Source organism: Microtetraspora sp. AC03309 (assembly GCF_020826795.1).
Taxonomy (GTDB): Bacteria; Actinomycetota; Actinomycetes; order Streptosporangiales; family Streptosporangiaceae; genus Microtetraspora; species Microtetraspora glauca.
This window is the reverse complement of the sequence record NZ_JADDIL010000002.1, coordinates 61,563-83,110: the sequence shown is the minus strand read 5'-3', so window position 1 is coordinate 83,110 and position 21,548 is coordinate 61,563. Positions and strand designations below refer to the sequence as shown.

Below are 21,548 nucleotides of genomic sequence, written 5' to 3'. Positions count from 1 at the left end.
GAGTGCCCGAGATAGTCCACGACGCGGCGGCCTCACGGTACGAGCTCCTGCTCGACGGTGAGGTCGCCGGGTTCGCGGAGTACCGTCTCAGCGACGACACGATCGTCTTCACCCACACCGAGATCCGCGAGGAGTTCGAGGGCAAGGGCCTCGGCAGCCGTCTCGTGGGCGGCGCCCTCGACCAGGTGCGGGAGACCGGGCGGACCGTGGTGCCGAAGTGCCCGTTCGTCGCCCGGTACATCGAGCGCCATCCGGAGTACCGCGACCTGCTGGCGGAGTGATCAGCCCGCCGACCAGGCACGCTCCAGCGCCTTGGGCAGGCCCCACCAGCCGAGCGCGGTGAACACCTCGGCCTTGTCCACGATGCCGAGATGCGCCCACAGCGGGGTGACCGCGGTGAACAGCATCTCCGTCGCCTCAAGGTCCTCAGGCTCGGCCAGGGTGTCCTCCGCGTCCAGATCGACGTCCTCGGAGTCGGCGATGAACCGGGCGATCCGCTCCGGCGAGGCCAGCGCGCCGGGGCCGTACTTCGCCAGCGTGGTCACCGCCGCGAGCCAGTCGGCGTGGTTGATGGCGCAGAGCGAGGCGAGGATGGAGTCCTCGTGGCTCAGCTCCCCCTCCATGTCGAAGAACCGGGCCGCGTCCTCCTCGTCGGGCAGATCCGAGATCGGCGACGCGATGCCGGCCGCGACGGCCAGCCAGAGGTCCTCGTCGCGCTCCGGTAGCGCGTCTTCGTCGAGTCCGGCGCAGGCCCGCAGCACGTTCCCCGGATAGCCGTTCTCCGTCAGCGTCACGCGGAGCCGAAGGGCGGCCGAGCGCAGATCTCCGGCGGGCAGCGGCGGTTCGGGCAACTCGGCCAGGATCCGGCGGAGCTCGCCCAGCGCGAACGCCTCCTCCTCGTCCCAGGCGGCGTAGAGCTCCTCGTCCTGCTCGTCGCTGACCGCCGCGCCCGGCACCCGGCCGTCGGGCAGCGGCGCGCCCAGCCAGCGCTCCTGCAACTCCTCGTACGCGTGCCGGGCGTCGGAGTCGCCCGCGGCCAGCGCGTCCACGTCGATCTGGCCGGACGCGACACGCTCCTCAAGGAACGCGACCATCCTGGCGTGCATCTCGGTGGCGACCGGCCCGCGTTCGCCCTCCTCCGGCCAGACGAAGTAGCTGCGGGTGAGCAGGATCGGCTCGCTCCCCGTGGACTCCAGCCAGCGCTGCACGTCACCGACCGTCGCCACACCGGACTCGATGCTGGAAAGGGTCGCCTTGGCCGAGTCCCAGAACGGGACGGACAGCGGATTGCCCGCCGCCAGGAGCTCACGCCTCAGATCGGGAAGAGAGACGAGGGCCTGCCCCGACGGCACCGCCAACAGCACCCGGGCCACGTCACGCCGCGTCAACTCAGCCGCCGGACGGCCCGCGTGCCTGACGGCGTAGTCCAAATCCAAGCTCACGCCCCCGGAGCCTACGCCGTGCCGCCCCGGGAACACATCCCCCACCCCGGAAACGCCAGGGAAGATCGCGTATCGAAGTACTACCAGGTAAGGCGAGCTGGTAGTAATTTGGTGCATCAATGGGTGAGCACACGCAGCCGGAGATCCCGGACCGTCTGGGCCCGACCTTCACAACGGGCGAGGCACGGCGCGCGGGCCTGTCCTCACGCGCCATGGCGCGGCTCCTCCAGCACGATGCGATCCACGAGTTGTCGCGTGGGGTCTATCGGCGCGCCGATGCCGCCGAGAGCGTATTCCTTGACCTGATCGCGGTCGCGGCGCGGGTTCCACGCGGCATCTTCTGCCTCGAAACCGCGTTGTCCGTCCACGAACTGACCGACGAGATCCCGGCGGTCGTCAACGTCGCCGTTCCCAGAAACGCCGGGCTCCCCCGCGTCGCATACCCGCCGGTCATCGCGCACCGCTTCAACATCGCGTCCTTCGAAGAAGGACTGGAATTGCGCGAAGTCGCCCCTGGAGAGCACATACGGATCTACAGTCCCGCACGGAGCGTAGTCGACTGTATGCGCCTTCGACACCGAGTAGGTGATGAAGTCGCCCTACGAGCACTTCGCTCCTACCTTCGGCGCCGAGGAACAACCAGCCGAGAACTCATGCGGTTCGCACGGTTGCTCGACGTCGAAGGCCCCATAGGACAGGCGATCGAGGTGGTGCTTGCGTAATGTCCCCCAATCCCCCAACGACACATCCGCCTCCAGCTCGACATCAGCTTCGGCGACCCCGTCACACCCGCACCACGCCTGATCGACTATCCCGAGCTTGTGAGCGGCGGCAGCTTCCCGCTGCTGGGCTACCCCGTGGAAACCGTGCCGACAGAGAAGATCATCACCGCTGTGGAACGTTCCCATCGGAACACCAGAGATCGCGACTACGCGGATATCTGGCGCCTGACTGGTCGACACAACCTGGCCGCCGCCTCAGTGCTCCAGGCTCTCAAGGCGACCGCCGGTCACCGTCAGCTCACGCTGGAGCCGCTCAGCCGGCTGGTCGGGAACCTCGCCGTGTCCCGGCAACTGCCGTACAGCATCTGGCGCACCAAGCAGGGCGTCGACGGAGCGGGATACCCACAGAGCTTCTCCACGGTGGTCCATGACGTGATCGCTTTCGCTGATCCGCTTCTGGATGACACCACCGATGTGAGCCAGTGGAACTGCTCGCGACGTTCGTGGTCGTGAATCACGGCGGACACGGAGGCTGTTTACTGGGCAGGAGACGGCCGCGACGCCCAAGCTGGGGGGATCTTCATGAATCGGCTCAAAAACGCCACAAGTCCCTATCTGGCGCAGCATGCGGACAACCCCGTCGACTGGTTCGAGTGGGGTGCCGATGCCTTCGCCGAGGCGCGCAGGCGAGACATCCCTCTGCTGATCAGTGTGGGGTACTCCGCCTGCCACTGGTGCCATGTGATGGCACACGAGTCGTTCGAGGACTCGGGGACCGCCGAGCTGATGAACGAGCGGTTCGTCAGCGTCAAGGTCGACCGGGAGGAACGGCCCGACGTCGACGCGGTCTACATGAGCGCCACCCAGGCGATGACGGGGCAGGGCGGCTGGCCCATGACGGTCTTCGCCACTCCGGACGGCCACCCGTTCTATGCCGGGACGTACTTTCCCCGCGCGCAGTTCCAGCGGCTGCTGCACGGCGTCTCGCAGGCCTGGCAGAACGACCGCGACACCGTCGTACTCCAGGGTTCGAAAATCGTCGACGCCCTCAACGAGCAGAGCCGGCTGCCGTCCGGTCCGCTGCCCATGGCCGCGACCCTGGAGCAGGCCGTACGCGATCTGGCCGGGGGTTTCGACCCGCGCGCGGGCGGGTTCGGTGGCGCGCCCAAGTTCCCACCGTCCATGGTGCTGGAGTTCCTGCTCCGGCACGGGACGCCCGACGCGCTCGCCATGGCCGAGAAGACCATGGACGCGATGGCCAGGGGCGGGATGTACGACCAGCTCGGCGGGGGCTTCGCGCGATATTCCGTGGACGCCGGATGGGTCGTCCCCCACTTCGAGAAGATGTTGTACGACAACGCGCTCCTGATGCGCGTGTACACCCACTGGTGGCGGTCGACCGGTTCGACGCTCGCCCGGCGGGTGGCACTGGAGACGGCGGAGTGGCTGCTCCGCGAGATGCGCACGCCCGAGGGCGGCTTCGCCTCAGCCCTGGACGCCGACAGCACGGGTCCGGACGGCCGGCACGGCGAGGGCCTGTTCTACGTCTGGACGCCCGACCGGCTCCGCGAGGTGCTCGGAGACGACGACGGCGCGTGGGCGGCCTCCGTCTTCGAGGTCACCGGCACCTTCGAGCACGGGACCTCCGTGCTCCGACTCCTCGCCGACCCCGATGACCGGGCCCGCCTCGACCGCGTCCGTACGGCACTGCTGGCGGCGCGTGAGGAGCGGCCGCGCCCCGGGCGGGACGACAAGGTGGTGGCGGCGTGGAACGGGCTGGCGATCGCCGCGCTGGCCGAGACGGGGGCGCTGTTCGAACGGCCCGACCTGGTCGAGGCGGCCACGGCGGCGGCCGAGCTACTCGCCCGGCTGCATGTGGACGGCGGGCGGCTGCTGCGCACGTCACGGGACGGCCGTACGGGCCAGAACGCCGGCGTGCTCGAGGACTACGCGGACGTCGCCGAGGGTTTCCTCGCCCTCTACGGGGTGACCGGCGATACCCGGTGGTTCGGCCTCGCCGGTGAGCTGCTGGAAACGTTGCTGACCAGGTTCGCCGACGGGTCGGGCGGGTTCTTCGATACAGCGGACGACGGCGAGCGCCTCTTCCAGCGTCCGCAGGATCCGACGGACAACGCCGTGCCGTCCGGGCAGTTCGCGGCCGCCGGGGCACTGCTCTCCTACGCCGCGCTCACCGGATCGGCTCGGCACAGGGAGGCCGCGGAGGCGGCGCTGGGCACCGTCACCGTGCTGGCCGGCAAGTACGCCAGGTTCGCGGGCTGGGGGCTCGCGGTGGCCGAGGCCGCCCTGCACGGCCCGGCCGAGGTGGCGATCGTCGGCCCGTCCGACGATCCGCGTACGGCGGCGCTGCACCGGGCCGCCCTCATGTCCACGGTTCCCGGTCTGGTGATCGCTCTCGGCGACGCCCGGGACGGGCAGGAGCGGGAGGTCCCGCTGCTCGAAGGGCGGCCGATGGTGGACGGCGCCCCCGCGGCCTACGTGTGCCGCCGCTTCACCTGCCGGGCGCCGGTCACGACCCCAGCGGAACTGAAGGCCGAGCTGGCTCGCTGAGGAGTCAGGTCACTGCGTCGGCTGGTCGGGCGGCGCCTCGGTGTGGTCGGTGTTCCCCGGCGGCTCCGTGGAGCCTCCCGTGCCGCCGGTCCCGCCGTCCCCGTCGGGCCGGCCGGGTCCGGTGGTCTCACCCCCGCCGGGCCTTCCGTGGTCCGGGGTCCCCGGATCGGTGGCGGACGGTTGCGGGCTGGGCGACGCGTTCCCGCCACCGCCGTTGTCCCGGTTGAACCGGTCACCGTAGCGGTCGCCGTAGCGGTCGTAGCCGCCATACGACCCGTACGGATCGTAGGAGTCGTATCCGCCGTAGTAGTAGGACGACGGATCGGGGAAGTCCTTGACGGGCTTGCCGTCCATCGCCTCCGACATGAACTGCTTCCAGATCTGCGCGGGCAGCGTTCCGCCGTACAAGGCGCCGTATCCGGGCACCTCCACCGCCTTGTTGTCGTCGCGGAACATGTTGACCGCGACGGAGAGCTGCGGCACGTAACCGGTGAACCAGACGGCGGCCGACTTGTCGGTGGTCCCCGTCTTTCCGGCGACCGGCCGGTCGGACAGCTGCGCCCCGGTGCCGGTGCCGCCCCGCACCACCTGCTCCAGCGCGTACGTCGTGTCGGCGGCGGTGTCCTCGCTGAACGCCCGCCTGCCCGGCGCGGTGATCTTCCGGGTGTTACCGTCGGCGTCGGTGATCGAGCGGATCACGTGCACGTCGTGATGGACGCCCTGCGCCGCGAACGTTCCGAACCCGGACGCCTGCTGGACGGCGCTCACCGAGGCGACGCCGAGGGGGAACGTGGCGGCGGCCCGGTGCTGGGTGAGCTGATCCGCGGGAATGCCCGCCGCCTCGGCCGCGTCGGCGACCTTGCCGAGGCCGACCTGCTGCCCCAGGTCCACGAACGCGGTGTTCACCGAGTTGCGGGTGGCCTGGACGAGGTCGATGGACGAGCCGTACGACTGGCCGCCGGAGTTCGGGATGGTGGCCGAGGCGATCCGCATCGGCGAGTTGCCGTTGACCCGGCTGGTCAGGCCGTAGCCGTTCTCCAACGCGGCGGCCAGCGTGTACGGCTTGAAGGTCGATCCCGCCTGGACCTTGGCGGAGAAGGCGTTGTCGTACTGGTTGGACTCGTACCTGCCGCCGTAGAACGCGAGGACCTCGCCCGTGGCGGGATCGACGGCGGCGAGGCCGGTGCGCACCTTCTGCGGCATGTTGTCGGGCAGGACCGACTTCACCGACCGCTCGGCGAGCTTCATCAGCTTCTTGTCGAACGTCGTGGTGATCTTCAGGCCGCCCTGGCTGATGTCCTCGTCGGTGTAGCCCAGCCGGTTCAGCTCGGCCGTGACCTGGGCGACCATGAAACCGTTCTGGCCGTCGAGCGTGAGCGGGGCCTTCTGCTTGGCCAGCGTGGGGAAGGTGAGGGCCGCGGCCTGCTCACCCGTCATCGCCCGGGTCTGGACCATGCCGTCGACGACGGCCTGCCAGCGGCTCTTGGCCGCGTCGAGATCGGTGCCCTTGGGGTTGGCGAAGCGGGACGGCTGCTGGATCACCGCGGCGAGGTAGGCGCCCTCGGCCGGGGTGAGGTCCCGCGTGTTCTTGCCGAAGTACGCCTGGGACGCGGCCTGGATGCCGTACGCGCCGCGACCGAAGTAGATGGTGTTGAGGTACTGCTCCAGGACCCAGTCCTTGGATTTGGAACGATCCACCTTGAGGGCGATCATGATCTCCTTGAGCTTGCGCTCGACGGAACGCTCCTGGCTGAGCCCGCTGTAGTAGTTGCGGACCAGCTGCTGGGTGATCGTGGAGCCGCCCTGGAGCTGCTGCCCGGTGACCGTCGACCACACCGCCCGCGCGGTGCCCGACAGGGAAACGCCCTGGTCGTTGTAGAACGTCCGGTTCTCGGCGGCGATGACGGCCTGCCTGACCGGCTCGGGCACCTCGCTGAGCGGCACGTTCTTGCGGTTGGTGCCCTGGGTGGCCAGGACGCTCTTGCCGTTCCTGTAGTAGATGACCGACCCCTGCGCGGTCGCGAGGTCCTGCGTCGTGTCGGGGATCGGCGTCATCACCCAGATGACGCCGAACAGGCCGACCACCGCGCCCACGCAGACCCCGAACGCGATCAACGCGATCCTGAGGAGCCGCCGCCTCCTCGGCCGTTTTCGCTTCGGCTCGGACGGCGACTCCGCGCCGAAGGGCTGCTCCGGCCCGGACGGCTGCTCCGGAATCTCGTCGGTCTCCACGCGCTACCCCCGGTTGCTCACGCTCTCGCTGCCCTCGCGACGCCTGGGCGAACCATTCAAAGGTAAACGAGGGATAACGATGCTTGGCGTGCTGCGGGCCGCTTCTTTCTGAGTTCCGGCCCCTGTTCCGGTTTCAGCGCCTTGTTCACGCCCCCGGCCGTGGCTCCGGATCCCGTTTCGGTCGCGGTTCCCGATCCGGTCCCGGTGCGGCCCCTGGGCGGTCCCGGTATCAGTTCCGGTTCGCCGCCGCGACGAGCGGCAGGGTCCGGTACCGCACGGGCGTGTCCAAGGCGATCACCGACGAGGTGCGCACGACGCCGTCGACGTCGACGATGAGGTCGATGACACGCTGGAGGTCGGCGTTGCTACGGGCGACCACCCGGCACAGCATGTCACCGCCGCCGGTGATGGTGTGGACCTCCAGCACCTCGGGCACGAGCGCGAGCCGATCGACGACCGGGCTGTGCCCGCCGACCTGCCTGATCTGCAGGGTCACGAAGGCCGTCACGCCGTATCCGATCGCGGTCGGATCGATGTCGGGGCCGTACCCCGTGATCACCCCGCGCTCCACCATGCGGTCGAGCCTGGCCTGGACGGTGCCGCGCGCCACGTTGAGACGCCGCGAGCACTCCAGCACGCCGATGCGGGGCTCGGCGGCCAGCATCGAGATGAGCCGTACATCCAGCTGATCAATGGTCACAACGTTCTCCCAGGTTCAGGGTCGATAACTGGGCAGATTGTCTACTGATTTTTCCATGTGTTGCACACCTTGGCTAGATAGTCCGACAGTGACGGCATGAGCGATATGTTCCCTGTGCATGGCATGGACGCGGTTGTCTTCGCCGTGGGAAACGCCAAGCAGGCGGCCCACTACTACTCGACCGCCTTCGGGATGCGCCTGGTCGCGTACCGGGGCCCGGAGAACGGCAGCCGCGACGAGGTCGCCTACGTGCTGACGTCCGGAGGTGCCCGGTTCGAACTCCGCGGCGCCGTACGGCCCGGCACTCCGGTGGCCCGGCACGTCGCCGAACACGGTGACGGCGTGATCGACCTGGCGCTCGACGTACCGGACGTGGAGAGCGCCTACCGGACCGCGCTGGAGCGTGGCGCCACCGGCATCACCGAGCCGTACGGGATCGAGGACGAGCACGGCAAGGTGATGCTCGCGGTGATCGCGACCTACGGGGAGACCCGGCACACGCTCGTGGACAGGTCCAACTATTCGGGGCCCTACCTGCCTGGATATGTCGCGGCCGAGCCGATCGTCGAGCCCGGGGACCGGATGTTCCAGGCGATCGACCACTGCGTCGGCAACGTCGAGCGCATGGAGGAGTGGGTCGAGTTCTACGAGCGGGTCATGGGATTCACCCGCATGGCCGAGTTCATCGGCGACGACATCGCGACCGAGTACTCCGCGCTGATGTCGAAGGTGGTCGCCAACGGCAGCCGCAAGGTCAAGTTCCCGCTGAACGAGCCGGCGCCCGGGAAGCGCAAGTCGCAGATCGACGAGTTCCTCGAGTTCTACGGCGGGCCGGGCGTCCAGCACATCGCGCTCGCGACGAACGACATCCTCTCGGCCGTCGACCGCATGCGGGAGGCCGGGCTGCAGTTCCTGGAGACGCCCGACTCGTACTACGACGACCCCGAGCTGCGTGAGCGGATCGGCAAGGTCCGGGTGCCGGTCGAGGAGCTGAAGAAGCGGCGGATCCTGGTCGACCGGGACGAGGACGGCTACCTGCTGCAGATCTTCACCAAGCCGGTCCAGGACCGCCCCACGGTGTTCTTCGAGCTGATCGAGCGGCACGGATCCCTCGGTTTCGGCAAGGGCAACTTCAAGGCCCTGTTCGAGGCGATCGAGCGCGAGCAGGAGCTACGCGGAAACCTTTAGCGATTTTGCGCGGCGGCGGCTTTCGGGTGGCCGGTGCCCGGTGACCAAAAGGTCATGGAGCCACCGTTTCCGCCTGAAGGCGAACCGCGACCAGGCCCGCGGACGCCGTGGGAGCCGCCGCCCCTTGGGCCGGCGGCTCCCTCGCTCGCCGGCCGCTGGCGCCGCCTGTTCGCCGGCATCTTCGACATCGTCATCGTGGCCATCATCTCGTCGCCGCTCGTCTGGACGTCGTGGCGGATCGTCAAGGAGCCGACGACCGGGACGGTGACCCTCGTGGACGTCACGCACACCTATCTCGCGAGCATCGTCGGCTTCCTCTATTACTGGCTGTTCCATGCGTTCTGGAACGGCCAGACCCCCGGAAAGAAGATTTTCGGGATGCGGGTGGTCCGCGAGAACGGGCAGCGCATCGGGGTGGGACAGGCCGCCGTCCGGCAGCTCACGGAAGTCGTGCTGGCCTGGCTGTGCTGCCTTTGGATCCTGGACCTCGGATGGATCGTGTTCGACGGGAGGAAGCAGGCGCTGCACGATAAGGCCGCGGGGACGCTCGTCGTCGACGCCTGAGCCGGATGCGTGGGGACACGTGGAGAGTGGCGCCGACCACCTCGCATAGTCTGGCTTGATGATGGCCGCACGCCGACTGACCACCACGTTCGCCGCGCTCGCCCTGATCTCCGTGATCGGCTGCGCGCCCTCCGAGGGCGCGGTCACCGGCCCTGGCGGGGGGAGCACGTCCGCACCGGGGCACGCCGCCGCCTCGCCCGGCTCCGGCGTGGACCGTTCCGATACGGTCGGTGCCCCCGGGATCGGCGATCCGACGTTCCCCTTGGACGGCAACGGCGGATACGACGTTGGGCACTACACGCTGAAGCTGTCCTACGATCCCGCGTCCAAGATGCTCGCCGGCAGCACCTCCATCCAGGCGAAAGCCGTACAGGACCTGTCACGGTTCGATCTGGACCTGCACGGGTTCACGGTGAGCCGGGTGACCGTGGGGAACTCCGACGCGACGTTCACCCGGGATGGCGACGAGCTGGTCGTCACGGCGCCCAAGATGATCGCGAAGGACGCGCCCTTCACCGTCACCGTCGACTACTCCGGCGTGCCGGATCCGGTACGCAACTCCTCCAACCTGGGCAGTTACGGGTTCATCCCGACGCCCGACGGGGCGTTCGTCACCGCGGAGCCCGACGGGGCCAAGACATGGTTCCCGTCCAACGACCACCCCTCCGACAAGGCCACGTACGACTTCGAGATCACCGTCCCCGCGGGCCTGACGGCGATCGCCAACGGCGAGCAGGTCGGCGAGCCGACGACCAGCGGCGGCAAGACGACGTTCGTGTGGCGTGAGAAGCACCCCATGGCGAGCTATCTCGCGACCATGACGACCGGGAAGTTCGACGTCCGCACCGGAACCTCGCCGGGCGGCATCCCCGTCTACGCCGCGACGGACCCGAAGTACCGCAACACGCTCGACCTCCTCTACACCAAGACCGCCCAGATCACCGATTACTGGACGACGGTGTTCGGGCCGTACCCGTTCTCCTCGACCGGCGGCGTGGTGGACGCCTACGAGGCGGGATACGCCCTGGAGAACCAGACCAAGCCCATCTACGGCGGCTTCGCGCCCGATTCGGGCATCATCGCCCACGAGCTGGCACACCAGTGGTTCGGCGACAGCCTCAGCATCAAGCGCTGGCAGGACCTGTGGCTGAACGAGGGCTTCGCGTCGTACGCCGAGTGGCTGTGGTCCGAGCACTCGGGCGGCTCGACCGCCGACCAGATGTTCCAGAAGTCGTACGCCGACACGGCCAACGCGATGTGGAGCTACCCGCCCGGCAAGGCCCAGCGCGACGACCTGTTCAACGACTCCGTCTACACGCGCGGCGCCATGACGCTGCACGCCCTGCGCAAAGAGATCGGCGACGACGCGTTCTTCACCCTGATCAAGAAGTGGGCGGCGACCTACAAGTACGGAAATGTCACGACGGACGAGTTCATCGCCATGGCGGAGAAGACGTCCGGCAAGAAGCTGGGCCCGCTCTTCGACGCCTGGCTCTTCCAGCCCACCCGCCCCGCGCTCGGCTGACCTGAGCACTCGGCCGCGTCCGCCTCGGCCTCGGCCTCGCCGAGCGGCGAGCGGCGAGCGGCGGGGCCGGCCGAGCGCCGAGCGGCGAGGCTAGCCGAAGCTGAGCTTGTAGCCGTCGCGGCGCAGGGCGCCGAGGACCTCGTCGCAGTGCGCGGGCCCACGGGTCTCCAGTTGCAGCAGGACCTCGGCCTCGTCGAGATGGAGCCTCGGCGCGACCCGCTCGTGCACCACGTCGAGCACGTTCGCGCCGAGGTCCGCGAGCCTGGCGAGCAGCGCCGCCAGGGCGCCGGGCCGGTCGGTCAGCCGGATGCGGAAGGCGAGATAGCGCCCCGCCGCCGCGAGACCGTGCCGCAGCACCTTGGAGAGCAGCAGCGGATCGATGTTGCCGCCCGAGAGCACCGCCACCACCGGCGGCTCGAACGCGTGCGGGTGGTCGAGCAGGGCGGCCACCCCGGCCACACCAGCGGGCTCCACGACCAGCTTCGAGCGTTCGAGGCAGAGCAGCAGCGCCCGGGACAGCGTCTCCTCCGACACCGTGACGACGCTGTCCACCAGGTAGTGGATCAGCTCGAACGGCAGCTCACCTGGGCGTCCGACCGCGATGCCGTCGGCCATCGTGGAGGTGGGTTCCACCATGACCGGATGGCCGGCGGCGAGTGACACCGGATAGGCCGCCGCGCGTTCGGCCTGGACGCCGACGATCCTGATGCCGGGGCGGAGCGACTTCACCGCGAGGGCGACGCCCGCCGCGAGCCCGCCACCCCCGATGGGGAGGACGATCGTGCCGGTTTCGGGGAACTGCTCCAGGATCTCCAACCCGATCGTCCCCTGCCCGGCGACCACGTCAGGGTGATCGAAAGGGTGGATGAACACCGCCCCCGACCGCTCCGCGTCGTCCTTGGCCGCCTGCAGCGCCACATCGACCGTGTGCCCCGCGAAGACGACGTCCGCGCCGTACGCGCGGGTGGCCTCGACCTTGGGCAGCGGGGCGCCCTCTGGCATGTAGACCCTCGACTTCGCCCCGAGCAGCCCCGAGGCGAACGCCACCCCCTGGGCGTGGTTGCCCGCGCTGGCGGCGACCACACCACGGGCCCGCTCCTCGTCGGTGAGCCGCGCGATCCGGACGTACGCCCCGCGCACCTTGAAGGATCCGGCGCGCTGGAGGTTCTCGCACTTGAGATGGACCGGGCCGCCGAGCATTTCGGACAGCACTCTGGAGTGCACGACCGGAGTCTGCACGATCACACCGGCGAGAAGTTCACGTGCGGCGACGACATCGTCGTACGTCACCTGTGGAGCACCCATGCCCGAAAGTCTCCCACTCGCGGGCGTCCACGTTCCCCAATGCCCGCCGCGAACCGCACCCGCGCCCACGGCTCGCAATGGAGTCAGGACGCTGGCGTGCGTCAGCTGCCGGGCGGCGGCGTGGCGTCGCCGATCTCGAACGCACCGGGCTGGTCGACGACCTGGCAGGGCTCGACCGGCCCCTCCGTCAGCCTGCCGCTGAACTGCCAGGCGACCCCCGGTTTGTCCACCGTCGGCTCGACGGGATTCTCCGCGACCTCGATCATCACGATCTGGCCGGGCCTGATGTGCTTGGGATAGATCGTGATCCCGTTCTTGGGCCGGATGGCCTTGGAGGACGCCGTCTTCTCCACCCTCTTCCGCAGTTCCTCCTGAACGGCCGGTTCCTTGCTCCGGAGTTCCTCGGCGGTCGTGGCGGTGCGGTCGCCGTCCACGAAGGGCGCCCGGCCGTCGGCGCACCGCTTGCCCAGGGGCAGGTACGTGATGTCGGCGCGCACCCCCATGTCGGCCAGGTCCTTCTCGACCTGATCCGGATCCCGGAAGTCGTTGATCTTGAGGTTGATCGAGCCGTCGGCGTTCTTCGTCAGCGCGTACGCGGGGGTCTGCGCGCCGATCACCATCGGCACGGCGACGGCCGCGGTGGCGGCGACGCCGAGGACGGCGGCCCCCGTCAGGACTCTGCGACCGGTCATCCGGCGCGCCGCCGCGACGGGCCTCGCCTCCGGCCGGGCGGCCATCTCGGCCTTGAGCGCCGCGAGCAGGCGGTCTTCGAAAGTGTCGTTCATCGGTGTCCTTCCATCACGAGGGGCGGCACGACGCCGGGGATCTGCCGGAGCGCGCGGCGCGCGCGGTGGAGCCTGACTCGGGCGGTTCCCTGCCGGATGCCGAGCGCGGCGGCGGCCTCCGCCGGGCTGAGGCCGTCGACGGCCACCAGCTCCAGAAGAGCCCGGTCGTTCTCGGGAAGTCCGGCCATCGCCTCCATGGCCCGCCTGGCCGGAGACTCGGCATCGATCCGGTCTTCCAGCCGGGACACGTCGTCACTTTCGAGCAGCCGCCGCCCCGCTATCCGGCTGTTCGCGCGTGACTCCCTGGCCGAGCGGCGGCGCTCGGCCAGCATCGTGTTGCGCGCCACGCCGTACAACCAGGCGATCTCGCTGCCCTTGCCGGGCCGGTAGGTGTGCGCCGAGTCGAGCACCGCGAGGAACACGTCGGCCGTCAGGTCGGCCACGGCGTGCGGGTCCCCCACCCGCCGTGCCAGGAACCGGGTCACGGCCTCGAAATGGCGCCGATAGAAGGCTTCGAATGCCACGGGATCATCGGCGATGTCCGCCAATCCCGTCTGTCTCAGGCGCACCAGTGTCGCTCCTTGGTCGTCCGTCCGAATACACCCTTGCTTGGACGGACCGGGATCGAGCGTTACACGCACCCCCATAGCGCTCTCAGTTCTCGGCGGCCGCCCTCTCCGGGGTCAGGCTCCCGCCGCCGGCGTGGTCGCCAACGTGATCCCCGAGACGGCGGAGTTCGCGGCGACCGGGGCCGCCGGCTGATCCGGCGCCTTCCGGTTCTGGCGCGTTCCGACCGAGCGCGCGTATTTTGTTTGGCGTCAAATGAATTGTCCGGCCTGTGCGGCGAGGGCCCGGCCCGAGCGGCCCCTCCGATCCGACCCTCAGGAGCTCATCCCATGGACCTGCGACACTGGCTCGACGAGGCCGTGACCGCCAACGAGACCTGGTCACGTACGTTCGGGCAGTTCACCCAGCATCCGTCGCTGCGGATCGACGACGAGCGCTTCGGTACGGCGTTCGGCCTGCTCACTGAGCGGCTGCGGGACAACTACCCGTTCTTCCATCCGCGATATGCCGGGCAGATGCTCAAGCCGCCGCACCCGGCGGCCGTCGTGGGTTACCTGACAGCCATGCTGATCAACCCCAACAACCACGCGCTGGACGGCGGCCCGGCCACCGCCGCGATGGAGCGCGAGGTGGTCGCGCAGCTGGCGACGATGTTCGGTTTCGAGCCCCATCTCGGGCACCTCACCACGAGCGGCACCATCGCCAATCTGGAGGCCCTCTTCGTCGCCAGGGAACTCCACCCTGGCCGGGGTGTCGCCTACAGCGCCGAGGCTCATTACACGCACAGCCGGATGTGCGGCGTCCTCGGGATCGAGGGACATCCTGTGCCGGTGGACGGCCGCGGCGCCATGGACCTCGACGCGCTGGAGGAGCTGCTGCGCACAGGACGCGTCGGCACCGTCGTCCTCACCGCGGGCACCACCGCCCTGGGCGTGGTCGACCCCGTCCACGAGGCGTTGGCCCTGCGCGAGCGCTATGACGTACGGATCCACGTGGACGCCGCCTACGGAGGGTTCTTCACGCTGCTGGCCGGGTCCGACGGGCCGGAAGGACTGCCCGAGGCGCCCTGGCGGGCGATCGCGCGGTGTGACTCCGTGGTGGTGGACCCGCACAAGCACGGGCTCCAGCCGTACGGCTGCGGCGCGGTGTTGTTCCGCGACCCGGCCGTGGGCCGCTTCTATCTCCACGACTCCCCGTACACCTACTTCACCTCTGAGGAGCTGCACCTCGGGGAGATCAGCCTGGAGTGCTCCCGGGCCGGCGCCGCCGCGGCGGCCCTGTGGCTCACCTTCCAGCTTCTTCCATCGACGCGGGACGGCCTGGGGCAGGTCCTGGCCGCCGGGCGGCGCGCGGCGGTGCGCTGGGCCGAGCTGATCGAGGAGTCCGAGCACCTGGATCTGTACCAGCGGCCCGAGCTCGACATCGTCAGCTATTTCCCGGTGTCCGAGCCGGCCACACTGAGCCGGATCGACGAGGCCAGCGCCAGGATCCTCCAGGCGGGGATGACGGACGCCGAGGACCCGGTCTTCCTGAGCACGCTTCGGGTCGGTGCGGCCGCCATGGACGCCCGGCACCCGAAGATCATCCAGGACGCGGACGGGGCCCGGATCCTGCGCAGCGTCCTGATGAAGCCCGAGTCCGAGGACTATGTGGATCACCTGCACCAGCGGCTGGAGCAGCTCGCCCGCCCGTGACCTCGGAACGAGCGGCCTCCGCGCCGGGAGCGGCGCTAGGAGGAGAAGACCAGGATCGACGCGGTGAACCCGTGCACGTGGTTCTGCCCGGCGACCGGTCCGAGCTCTCCTGCGGCGAAGAATCCCGCCACGCCGATGGGTCCGAGCGTGTCGCGTACGGCGAGGGCGTCATGGTCGGCCGAGCCGAACATGGCGGAGCCACGCCCGTTGCAGGAGAACAGCAGCGCGCCGTCCACCCGGCCGCCCTGGTTGACGTAGTCGTCGAGCAGCTCGTACAGGTCCTCGTCCGCGGTCTCGGCGTCCCGCACCTGGAAGCGGACGGTCCTGCCGATCTCCACCACGTCTCCGATGGCGACGGCCTCCCGTTCGGGGTCGATGCCGAGCACACCCCTGATGAGGAAGTCTCCGCGTTCGTGACGCTCCGCGTACTCGTCCATGGCGAGGCCGATCTGCAGCCCGGACGCGACGAGCTCCCTGTCCGCCTCGCCGAGCCCGCTCACGATGTCCTCGAGACGGGCGAGCGCGGGCTGGCCGGCCAGTTCGAGCAGCAGGTTGTCCTCTGACCGGGTGACCACCATCGTCGGTCCGATCGGGCGGCAGCCCTGGCTGACCACGGTGCTCACGTTCAGCGAGCCGCCGAGGATGACGCCGATCGCGCCTTCCGTGTACGTCTCGCCGTCCGCGAAGAGCCGTACCGAGTCGCGGCCCGCGAGCGCGTTGGCCAGGCCGCCGATGATCGGCAGATTGCCGAGCACCTCCCCCGAATGCTCGACGAACGCGTCCGTCGGGAACGTGTAGGGATCGGCGAGCAGGACGGCGACCCTGTCCTCCGGGCCCCGTTCCGGCAGGCCGATGACCACGAAGCGGTCCTCGGTGCGGAGCGTCTCCAGCGCGAAGGTCGTCACCTCGGCGTCGCCCAGGGACGCGGCCCACGCGCTGACCGAGGGTCTGAGTTCCACACCCTGCGCGTCCCCGATCACCCCGGTGGCGCTGCATCCGATCACGTGTGCGCCGGAAACCAGGGACATGGCGCGCTGCCCGGCCCGCGTGACGTCGTCGGCATCGTCTCCGCAGATGAAGAAGCAGACGAGGTCGGGGCGTCCGGAAAGCCCGGCCAGGGCCTGCCGGATCGCGGCCTCGGCCGTCTCCACGAGATCGGTGCCCACGGCGAGACCATCGGCGAACCGGCTTGTCAAAACCGCCATCGTCTCGCCTCCTCCTGTCGACACTGCTGGGTCACTACTGAGTCGCTAATTGCCCTCTTGCCCCGATTCTCCCCACTAAGGGGGGATCGACGCACAACGGGCGTCACACAATGGTCAAGATCCCCATGCGTACCGAGGTGCCGGATCTTCCGATGGCGACGTAGTCTCGTCTCCGTGCACAAATCGCCCGCACCCGCTCCCAGCACTCTGCGCGAGCTGCGCGAGAGTGGACACGTCCATCGGACCGTGAAGGCCGAGATCCGCGAGAACCTCCTCGCCCGGCTGCGTTCGGGAGAGCCCCGGTTTCCCGGCATCGTCGGTTTCGACGAATCCGTGCTGCCGCACCTGGAACGCGCCCTCATCGCGGGCCACGACCTGGTCCTCCTCGGCGAGCGCGGCCAGGGCAAGACCCGGCTGATCCGCACCGTCGCCGGGCTGCTCGACGAGTGGACGCCGGTGGTCAAGGGCTGCGAGATCAACGACCATCCCTACGCCCCCGTCTGCGTACGGTGCCGGCGGCTGGCCGCCGTGCACGGCGACGACCTGCCCGTGACCTGGCGGCACCGCGACGACCGCTACGGCGAGAAGCTCGCCACGCCGGACACCTCGGTGGGCGACCTCATCGGCGACGTGGACCCGATCAAGATCGCCGAGGGCCGCACGCTCGGTGACCCCGAGACCGTTCACTACGGCCTCGTGCCACGGACCAACCGGGGCGTCTTCTCGGTCAACGAACTGCCCGACCTCGCCGAGCGCATCCAGGTCTCGCTGCTCAACGTGCTGGAGGAGCGCGACATCCAGGTCCGGGGCTACAACCTGCGTCTTCCGCTCGACATCCTGCTGATCGCCAGCGCCAACCCCGAGGATTACACCAACCGCGGCCGCATCATCACGCCGCTGAAGGACCGCTTCGGCGCGGAGATCCGTACGCACTATCCCCGCAGCATCGCCGACGAGCTGGTCCTGATCCGGCAGGAGGCCGCGCTGCACGAGCTGAACGCCGACCTCCCCGACCACCTCGTCGAGGTCATCGCCAGGTTCACCCGGCTGGTCCGCGAGTCCACGGCGGTGGACGGCCGCTCCGGCGTCTCCGCGCGGTTCTCGATCGCCGCCGCCGAGACCGCCGCCGCCTCGGCCGTACGGCGGGCCGCGCTGGCGGGCGAGGAGCGCGCGGTGGTCCGGGTGTGCGACCTCCCGGGGATCGTGCACACGCTGCGCGGCAAGGTCGAGTTCGAGGTGAGCGAGGAGGGACGCGAGGTCGAGGTCCTCGCCCATCTCCTGCGCCGGGCGACCGCCGAGACGTTCCGCGGCTCGCTGGGCGGCGCCGACCTGACCGGGCTGCTCGGCCGGTTCTCCGAGGGTGCCCAGGTGGAGTCGGGCGAGCTGGTGCCCGCCACCGAGTTGCTGCGCCGCATCGGCCGGGTGGACGGCCTGGCCAAGATCATGTCGACGCTCGGCATGGGCGAGGGCGACGAGTCGCCCGGCCACGCCGCGGCCGCGCTGGAGTTCGCGCTCGAAGGGCTCTATCTCATGCGCCGCCTCTCCAAGGACGAGCTCGCCGGAGGCGCCGTCTACAGGACATGACCGGATCGTGACCTTCCCCCGCGCAACCTTTCGTCCGGTGGGCCCATCTGAACGGGTGCATCGAACGGCTACCAGCACGGGGGGAACCCATCATGATCACGCGCGGTCCCGCCTCGCTCGCCCTCGCGGCCCTGGCCGTGGCGGCACTCGGCGGATGCGGCCAGGAGGCCGAAGGCGCCTCGTCCCCGGCCGCCGCGTCCTCGATGACGACCACGACGCCGGCGGCCGTGCCGTCCCGGCCGGCGAGCACGGTGTACGGCTTCGCCCGCGCCGACGGCCCCGGCACGATGATCATCAGCCCCAGGAGGGCGACCCGCGACAAGAATCGCTACCGCGTCGAGGCGATCCGGTCGGCCGAGGACGTCCGGGTGACCTTCGCCCCGTCGCTGGACTATCGCAGGATCACCGTCGCGTGCGACCTCAAGGAGACCGAGGGGAAGATCGCGATCGACGCCAAGGCGCTCGGCGCGACCCGCTGCACCGCGAACGACCTCGACTTCACGCTCAGCCTCGGCCCGGTCCCCGTCAGGGTGACGTACGACCCGGCCTCGGGCGCCGCCGTACAGGCCCAGGAGTTCCTCTATCCGCCGGACGACCCCCGGACGGCGTTCGGCACGATCGCGCCCGCGGGCAAGGGCGCCGTACAGTTCACGCCGTACGCGGTGAAGCGGGTCCCCAGCATGGGGTACTCCTTCACGAAGAAGTCGGGCGCGCCGATCACCCTGCCGTACACCGGAACGATGATCTTCTTCAGGGTCGGACGCTCCTGCGGAGACAACTCGGTCCAGCCCACCAGCACCGACCGTGACGGCATCGGGATGCGGCAGTGCTCGTCCACCGACCTCGCCGGGGCGCTCGACGCGCTCAAGGAGATGCAGGTGAAGGTGGACTACCTCGCGGCGAGCGGTGAGGTCATGGAGATCCACGAAGTCTATCCCTGTCAGGGCGATATATGCGGGTAGCGTGGTCCCGTGGCTTACCTGTACGGGGAGTATCACGACGGGCCTGATCCACTGGCCCCGCCGTACGACGTGCGCGAGGCTCTGGACGGCATGGGCGACGCCATCCTGTCCGGGTCGACACCACTGGACGCGCTGCGCGACCTGCTGAGACGCGGTCTCCCCGGAGCCCCCGACCACCGGGGGCTGGACGACCTGCTCCGTCAGGTACGGCAGCGCCGCCGGGAGCTGCGGTCGAACACCCGGCTCGACGGGACCCTGGAACAGGCCCGCGCCCTGCTGGACAAGGCGATCGGGCAGGAGCGGGCCGAGCTTCGGCGGGAGACCGGAGATCCTCCCGCGGGGAGCCTCACTCCCGATCCGTCGGACGACGCGAGGTTCCGGGAGGCGATGCTCGACGCGCTTCCCTCCGACACCTCCCGGGCGATCCAGGAGCTGAGCTCCTACGACTGGCGGTCGCCGGCCGCCCGCCGGACGTTCGAGGAACTGCGCGACCTGCTGCGCAGGGAGGTCCTGGACAGCCAGTTCCGCGGCATGCGGGACGCGCTCGCGAGCCCCGACCCCGCCGCCATGGAGCGGATCCGCCAGATGATGACGGATCTCAACGAGATGCTCGATCGGGACGCCCGCGGCGAACACACCCCGGATGATTTCGCCGAATTTATGCGGAAATACGGGGACATGTTCCCGGAGAATCCGCAGAATCTCGAGGAACTCGTCGACCAGCTCGCCCGCCGGGCCGCGGCGGCGCAGCGGCTACTGGCGTCACTGACCCCGGAGCAGCGGGCCGAGCTGGCCGGGCTGATCGAGCAGACGCTGGAACAGGCCGGGCTGGCCGAGCAGATGCGCCGCCTCGGCGAGAGCCTGTACGCCCGGCGACCCGATCTCGCCTGGGAGACCCCCGAGCGACTGTCCGGCGAGGACCCCATGGGCATGGGCGACGCCGTGACCGCCCTGCAGGAGCTGGCGGACCTTGGCGAGCTCGAATCCGCCCTCCGGCAGGACTACCCCGGAGCCCGGCTCGACGACATCGACGAGGCGGCGATCCGCCGGGCGCTCGGCCGATCGGCCGTGGACGACCTGGAGGCCCTCCGCCGGATCGAACGCGAACTGGAGGCCCAGGGCTACCTCCGTCGCCACCGCGGCAAGCTCGAACTCACCCCGAAGGCCGTGCGCCGGCTCGGCGAGACCGCGCTCCGCCGGGCGTTCTCCTCACTCGAATCCAGCCGCCGCGGCGACCACGACCAGCGGGACGCCGGAGCCGCGGGCGAGCTGACCGGGTCCACCCGGCCCTGGCGGTTCGGCGACGAGCAGCCCATCGACGTCGTCCGCACCATCGTCAACGGCGTACGGCGTGGCGGCGGCGCCCCGGTCACCCTCTCGGTCGACGACTTCGAGATCGTGGAGACCGAACGGCGGTCCGCCGCGGCGGTCTGCCTCCTGGTGGACCTGTCGTACTCCATGGCGCTGCGGGGCACCTGGGCGGCGGCCAAGCAGACGGCGCTCGCCCTCCAGGCGCTGGTGACCTCGAAGTTCCCGCAGGACGCCGTGCAGATCATCGGATTCTCGAACTACGCGCGGGTGCTCCGGGCCGACGAGCTCGCCGGTCTGGAGTGGGACATGGTCCAGGGCACCAACCTGCACCACGCGCTGTTGATCGCCGGCCGCCACCTGGACCGGCATCCGGACTTCGAGCCGGTGGTCCTGGTCGTCACCGACGGTGAGCCCACGGCCCACCTGCTGCGCAACGGCGTGCCACGCTTCGACTGGCCGCCGTCGCCGGAGACCCTCGCACTCACCCTCGCCGAGGTCGACAAGATGACCCGGCGACGAGCGACCATCAACGTGTTCATGCTGGCCGCCGACGAACGGCTGCGCGACTTCGTCGACGAGGTCGCCCGGCGCAACGGGGGCAGGGTCTTCTCCCCCAGCGCCGAGCGCCTCGGCGAGTACGTCGTCAGCGATTTCCTGCGCAGCCGCCGCACCAGACGGTGAGCTGCCGCCTCAGGCGGTGACCGTCGGGTCAGGCGGTGACCGTCGGGTCAGGCGGTGATCGGGACGAAGCCCGCCAGCGCCTGGTCGAATCCGTCGTCCAGGTGTGTGTGGCGGCGATACTCCGGACACGAGGCACCGCCGTACGCCGGGTCGTCGAGGAGGGTCACCACGCGCGTGGGCGCCGGCAGCACACCGCCGCCGAGATAGCGCACGTCGGCCAACTCGGTGCGCACACCCTGCTCGCCCGAGACGAACCGGCCGTGCCGCCAGCCGCTCTCCTCGTCCCAGACGAGGGCGGTGCCGTCCGCGAGCTCGATCGTCGCGTCACGTGGATCGAACGGGTCGTCCCACCAGCGAGCGACGCGCTCCCCCAGCGCCTCGGCGACCTGACGGACATAGGAAACGGGAAGCCTCAGCCACTCCTGGCTGTACGGCTCCGGGGTTTGTGTCACGGCAGGCCTCCCGATCTGCCCGTGGACAGGACCAAGTCAGACCTCATTGTCTGAATGACGT

Annotated in this window: 19 protein-coding genes; 11 read left to right on the top strand and 8 right to left on the bottom strand. The window is 69.7% G+C overall.

What is annotated here, in order from left to right; all coding sequences use genetic code 11:
- Positions 1-2: 2 nt before the first annotated feature.
- Entirely contained in the window at positions 3-281 is a 279-nt protein-coding gene (locus tag IMZ11_RS01355) for a GNAT family N-acetyltransferase (RefSeq protein WP_228636887.1), read from the top strand.
- On the opposite strand, the gene IMZ11_RS01350 is transcribed toward IMZ11_RS01355, so the two are convergent.
- Positions 282-1,442 (bottom strand): hypothetical protein, encoded by a 1,161-nt coding sequence (locus IMZ11_RS01350; protein ID WP_228636885.1) that lies wholly within the window; start codon positions 1,440-1,442, stop codon positions 282-284.
- Between the two features lie 119 nt (positions 1,443-1,561).
- On the opposite strand from IMZ11_RS01350, the gene IMZ11_RS01345 reads away from it, so the two are divergent.
- From IMZ11_RS01345 to IMZ11_RS01335, 3 genes are all read left to right on the top strand, one after another.
- Complete coding sequence (locus IMZ11_RS01345) at positions 1,562-2,164, top strand: type IV toxin-antitoxin system AbiEi family antitoxin domain-containing protein (RefSeq protein WP_228636883.1); 603 nt, start codon at positions 1,562-1,564, stop codon at positions 2,162-2,164.
- Positions 2,165-2,173: 9 nt separating this feature from the next.
- A complete protein-coding gene (locus tag IMZ11_RS01340; RefSeq protein WP_228637100.1) occupies positions 2,174-2,677 on the top strand; it encodes a nucleotidyl transferase AbiEii/AbiGii toxin family protein in 504 nt (167 codons plus the stop codon).
- A 69-nt stretch (positions 2,678-2,746) separates the two neighbouring features.
- Positions 2,747-4,732: a thioredoxin domain-containing protein gene (locus tag IMZ11_RS01335; protein WP_228636881.1), complete on the top strand. Its 1,986-nt coding sequence runs from the start codon at positions 2,747-2,749 to the stop codon at positions 4,730-4,732.
- A gap of 9 nt (positions 4,733-4,741) precedes the next feature.
- Here the strand turns inward: IMZ11_RS01335 and IMZ11_RS01330 are convergent, their stop codons facing one another.
- Both IMZ11_RS01330 and IMZ11_RS01325 read right to left on the bottom strand, forming a co-directional pair.
- Positions 4,742-6,964, bottom strand: a complete 2,223-nt coding sequence (locus IMZ11_RS01330; protein WP_228636879.1) for a transglycosylase domain-containing protein — start codon at positions 6,962-6,964, stop codon at positions 4,742-4,744.
- A 229-nt stretch (positions 6,965-7,193) separates the two neighbouring features.
- Positions 7,194-7,664 carry an Lrp/AsnC family transcriptional regulator gene (locus tag IMZ11_RS01325; protein WP_228636877.1) on the bottom strand — a complete coding sequence of 157 codons (471 nt, stop codon included), beginning with the start codon at positions 7,662-7,664 and terminating at the stop codon, positions 7,194-7,196.
- A gap of 96 nt (positions 7,665-7,760) precedes the next feature.
- Between IMZ11_RS01325 and hppD the strand changes: the two genes are divergently transcribed.
- Genes hppD through IMZ11_RS01310 form a run of 3 tightly spaced genes read left to right on the top strand, consistent with a single transcriptional unit; the run spans position 7,761 to position 10,941 of the window.
- The gene (gene hppD / locus IMZ11_RS01320; protein ID WP_061258263.1) at positions 7,761-8,852 is read left to right on the top strand and encodes a 4-hydroxyphenylpyruvate dioxygenase; all 1,092 of its coding nucleotides are present in this window, start codon (positions 7,761-7,763) and stop codon (positions 8,850-8,852) included.
- Between the two features lie 54 nt (positions 8,853-8,906).
- Positions 8,907-9,416: an RDD family protein gene (locus IMZ11_RS01315; protein ID WP_228636876.1), complete on the top strand. Its 510-nt coding sequence runs from the start codon at positions 8,907-8,909 to the stop codon at positions 9,414-9,416.
- A 58-nt stretch (positions 9,417-9,474) separates the two neighbouring features.
- Complete coding sequence (locus IMZ11_RS01310; protein ID WP_228636874.1) at positions 9,475-10,941, top strand: M1 family metallopeptidase; 1,467 nt, start codon at positions 9,475-9,477, stop codon at positions 10,939-10,941.
- 90 nt (positions 10,942-11,031) lie between these two features.
- On the opposite strand, the gene ilvA is transcribed toward IMZ11_RS01310, so the two are convergent.
- The 3 genes from ilvA to IMZ11_RS01295 form a co-directional block, all read right to left on the bottom strand.
- Positions 11,032-12,246 carry a threonine ammonia-lyase gene (ilvA, locus tag IMZ11_RS01305; RefSeq protein WP_228636872.1) on the bottom strand — a complete coding sequence of 405 codons (1,215 nt, stop codon included), beginning with the start codon at positions 12,244-12,246 and terminating at the stop codon, positions 11,032-11,034.
- Between the two features lie 101 nt (positions 12,247-12,347).
- Complete coding sequence (locus IMZ11_RS01300) at positions 12,348-13,031, bottom strand: hypothetical protein (protein ID WP_228636871.1); 684 nt, start codon at positions 13,029-13,031, stop codon at positions 12,348-12,350.
- Entirely contained in the window at positions 13,028-13,600 is a 573-nt protein-coding gene (locus IMZ11_RS01295; RefSeq protein ID WP_228636869.1) for an RNA polymerase sigma factor, read from the bottom strand. Before IMZ11_RS01295 ends, IMZ11_RS01300 begins: the two co-directional genes overlap by 4 nt.
- A gap of 327 nt (positions 13,601-13,927) precedes the next feature.
- Here IMZ11_RS01295 and IMZ11_RS01290 point away from each other — a divergent pair, with 327 nt between their 5' ends.
- Positions 13,928-15,292 (top strand): aminotransferase class V-fold PLP-dependent enzyme, encoded by a 1,365-nt coding sequence (locus tag IMZ11_RS01290; protein WP_228636867.1) that lies wholly within the window; start codon positions 13,928-13,930, stop codon positions 15,290-15,292.
- A gap of 35 nt (positions 15,293-15,327) precedes the next feature.
- Here IMZ11_RS01290 and IMZ11_RS01285 read toward each other — a convergent pair whose 3' ends face one another.
- Complete coding sequence (locus tag IMZ11_RS01285) at positions 15,328-16,497, bottom strand: FIST N-terminal domain-containing protein (RefSeq protein WP_228636865.1); 1,170 nt, start codon at positions 16,495-16,497, stop codon at positions 15,328-15,330.
- A gap of 174 nt (positions 16,498-16,671) precedes the next feature.
- Between IMZ11_RS01285 and IMZ11_RS01280 the strand changes: the two genes are divergently transcribed.
- From IMZ11_RS01280 to IMZ11_RS01270, 3 genes are all read left to right on the top strand, one after another.
- Positions 16,672-18,081 (top strand): sigma 54-interacting transcriptional regulator, encoded by a 1,410-nt coding sequence (locus IMZ11_RS01280; RefSeq protein WP_228636863.1) that lies wholly within the window; start codon positions 16,672-16,674, stop codon positions 18,079-18,081.
- 92 nt (positions 18,082-18,173) lie between these two features.
- On the top strand, positions 18,174-19,043 hold the full coding sequence (locus tag IMZ11_RS01275; protein ID WP_228636861.1) for a hypothetical protein: 870 nt from the start codon (positions 18,174-18,176) through the stop codon (positions 19,041-19,043).
- A gap of 9 nt (positions 19,044-19,052) precedes the next feature.
- The gene (locus IMZ11_RS01270) at positions 19,053-21,035 is read left to right on the top strand and encodes a VWA domain-containing protein (RefSeq protein WP_228636859.1); all 1,983 of its coding nucleotides are present in this window, start codon (positions 19,053-19,055) and stop codon (positions 21,033-21,035) included.
- 47 nt (positions 21,036-21,082) lie between these two features.
- Here the strand turns inward: IMZ11_RS01270 and IMZ11_RS01265 are convergent, their stop codons facing one another.
- Positions 21,083-21,487: a DUF6292 family protein gene (locus tag IMZ11_RS01265; RefSeq protein ID WP_228636857.1), complete on the bottom strand. Its 405-nt coding sequence runs from the start codon at positions 21,485-21,487 to the stop codon at positions 21,083-21,085.
- Positions 21,488-21,548 lie beyond the last annotated feature (61 nt).

Excerpts from the sequence above, each read along its gene's own strand:
- IMZ11_RS01345 (WP_228636883.1), top strand. The coding sequence starts at position 1,562 with ATGGGTGAGCACACGCAGCCGGAGATCCCGGACCGTCTGGGCCCGACC.
- IMZ11_RS01335 (WP_228636881.1), top strand. The coding sequence starts at position 2,747 with ATGAATCGGCTCAAAAACGCCACAAGTCCCTATCTGGCGCAGCATGCG.
- hppD (WP_061258263.1), top strand. The coding sequence starts at position 7,761 with ATGAGCGATATGTTCCCTGTGCATGGCATGGACGCGGTTGTCTTCGCC.
- IMZ11_RS01315 (WP_228636876.1), top strand. The coding sequence starts at position 8,907 with ATGGAGCCACCGTTTCCGCCTGAAGGCGAACCGCGACCAGGCCCGCGG.
- IMZ11_RS01310 (WP_228636874.1), top strand. The coding sequence starts at position 9,475 with ATGATGGCCGCACGCCGACTGACCACCACGTTCGCCGCGCTCGCCCTG.
- ilvA (WP_228636872.1), bottom strand. The coding sequence starts at position 12,246 with ATGGGTGCTCCACAGGTGACGTACGACGATGTCGTCGCCGCACGTGAA.
- IMZ11_RS01300 (WP_228636871.1), bottom strand. The coding sequence starts at position 13,031 with ATGAACGACACTTTCGAAGACCGCCTGCTCGCGGCGCTCAAGGCCGAG.
- IMZ11_RS01290 (WP_228636867.1), top strand. The coding sequence starts at position 13,928 with ATGGACCTGCGACACTGGCTCGACGAGGCCGTGACCGCCAACGAGACC.
- IMZ11_RS01285 (WP_228636865.1), bottom strand. The coding sequence starts at position 16,497 with ATGGCGGTTTTGACAAGCCGGTTCGCCGATGGTCTCGCCGTGGGCACC.
- IMZ11_RS01275 (WP_228636861.1), top strand. The coding sequence starts at position 18,174 with ATGATCACGCGCGGTCCCGCCTCGCTCGCCCTCGCGGCCCTGGCCGTG.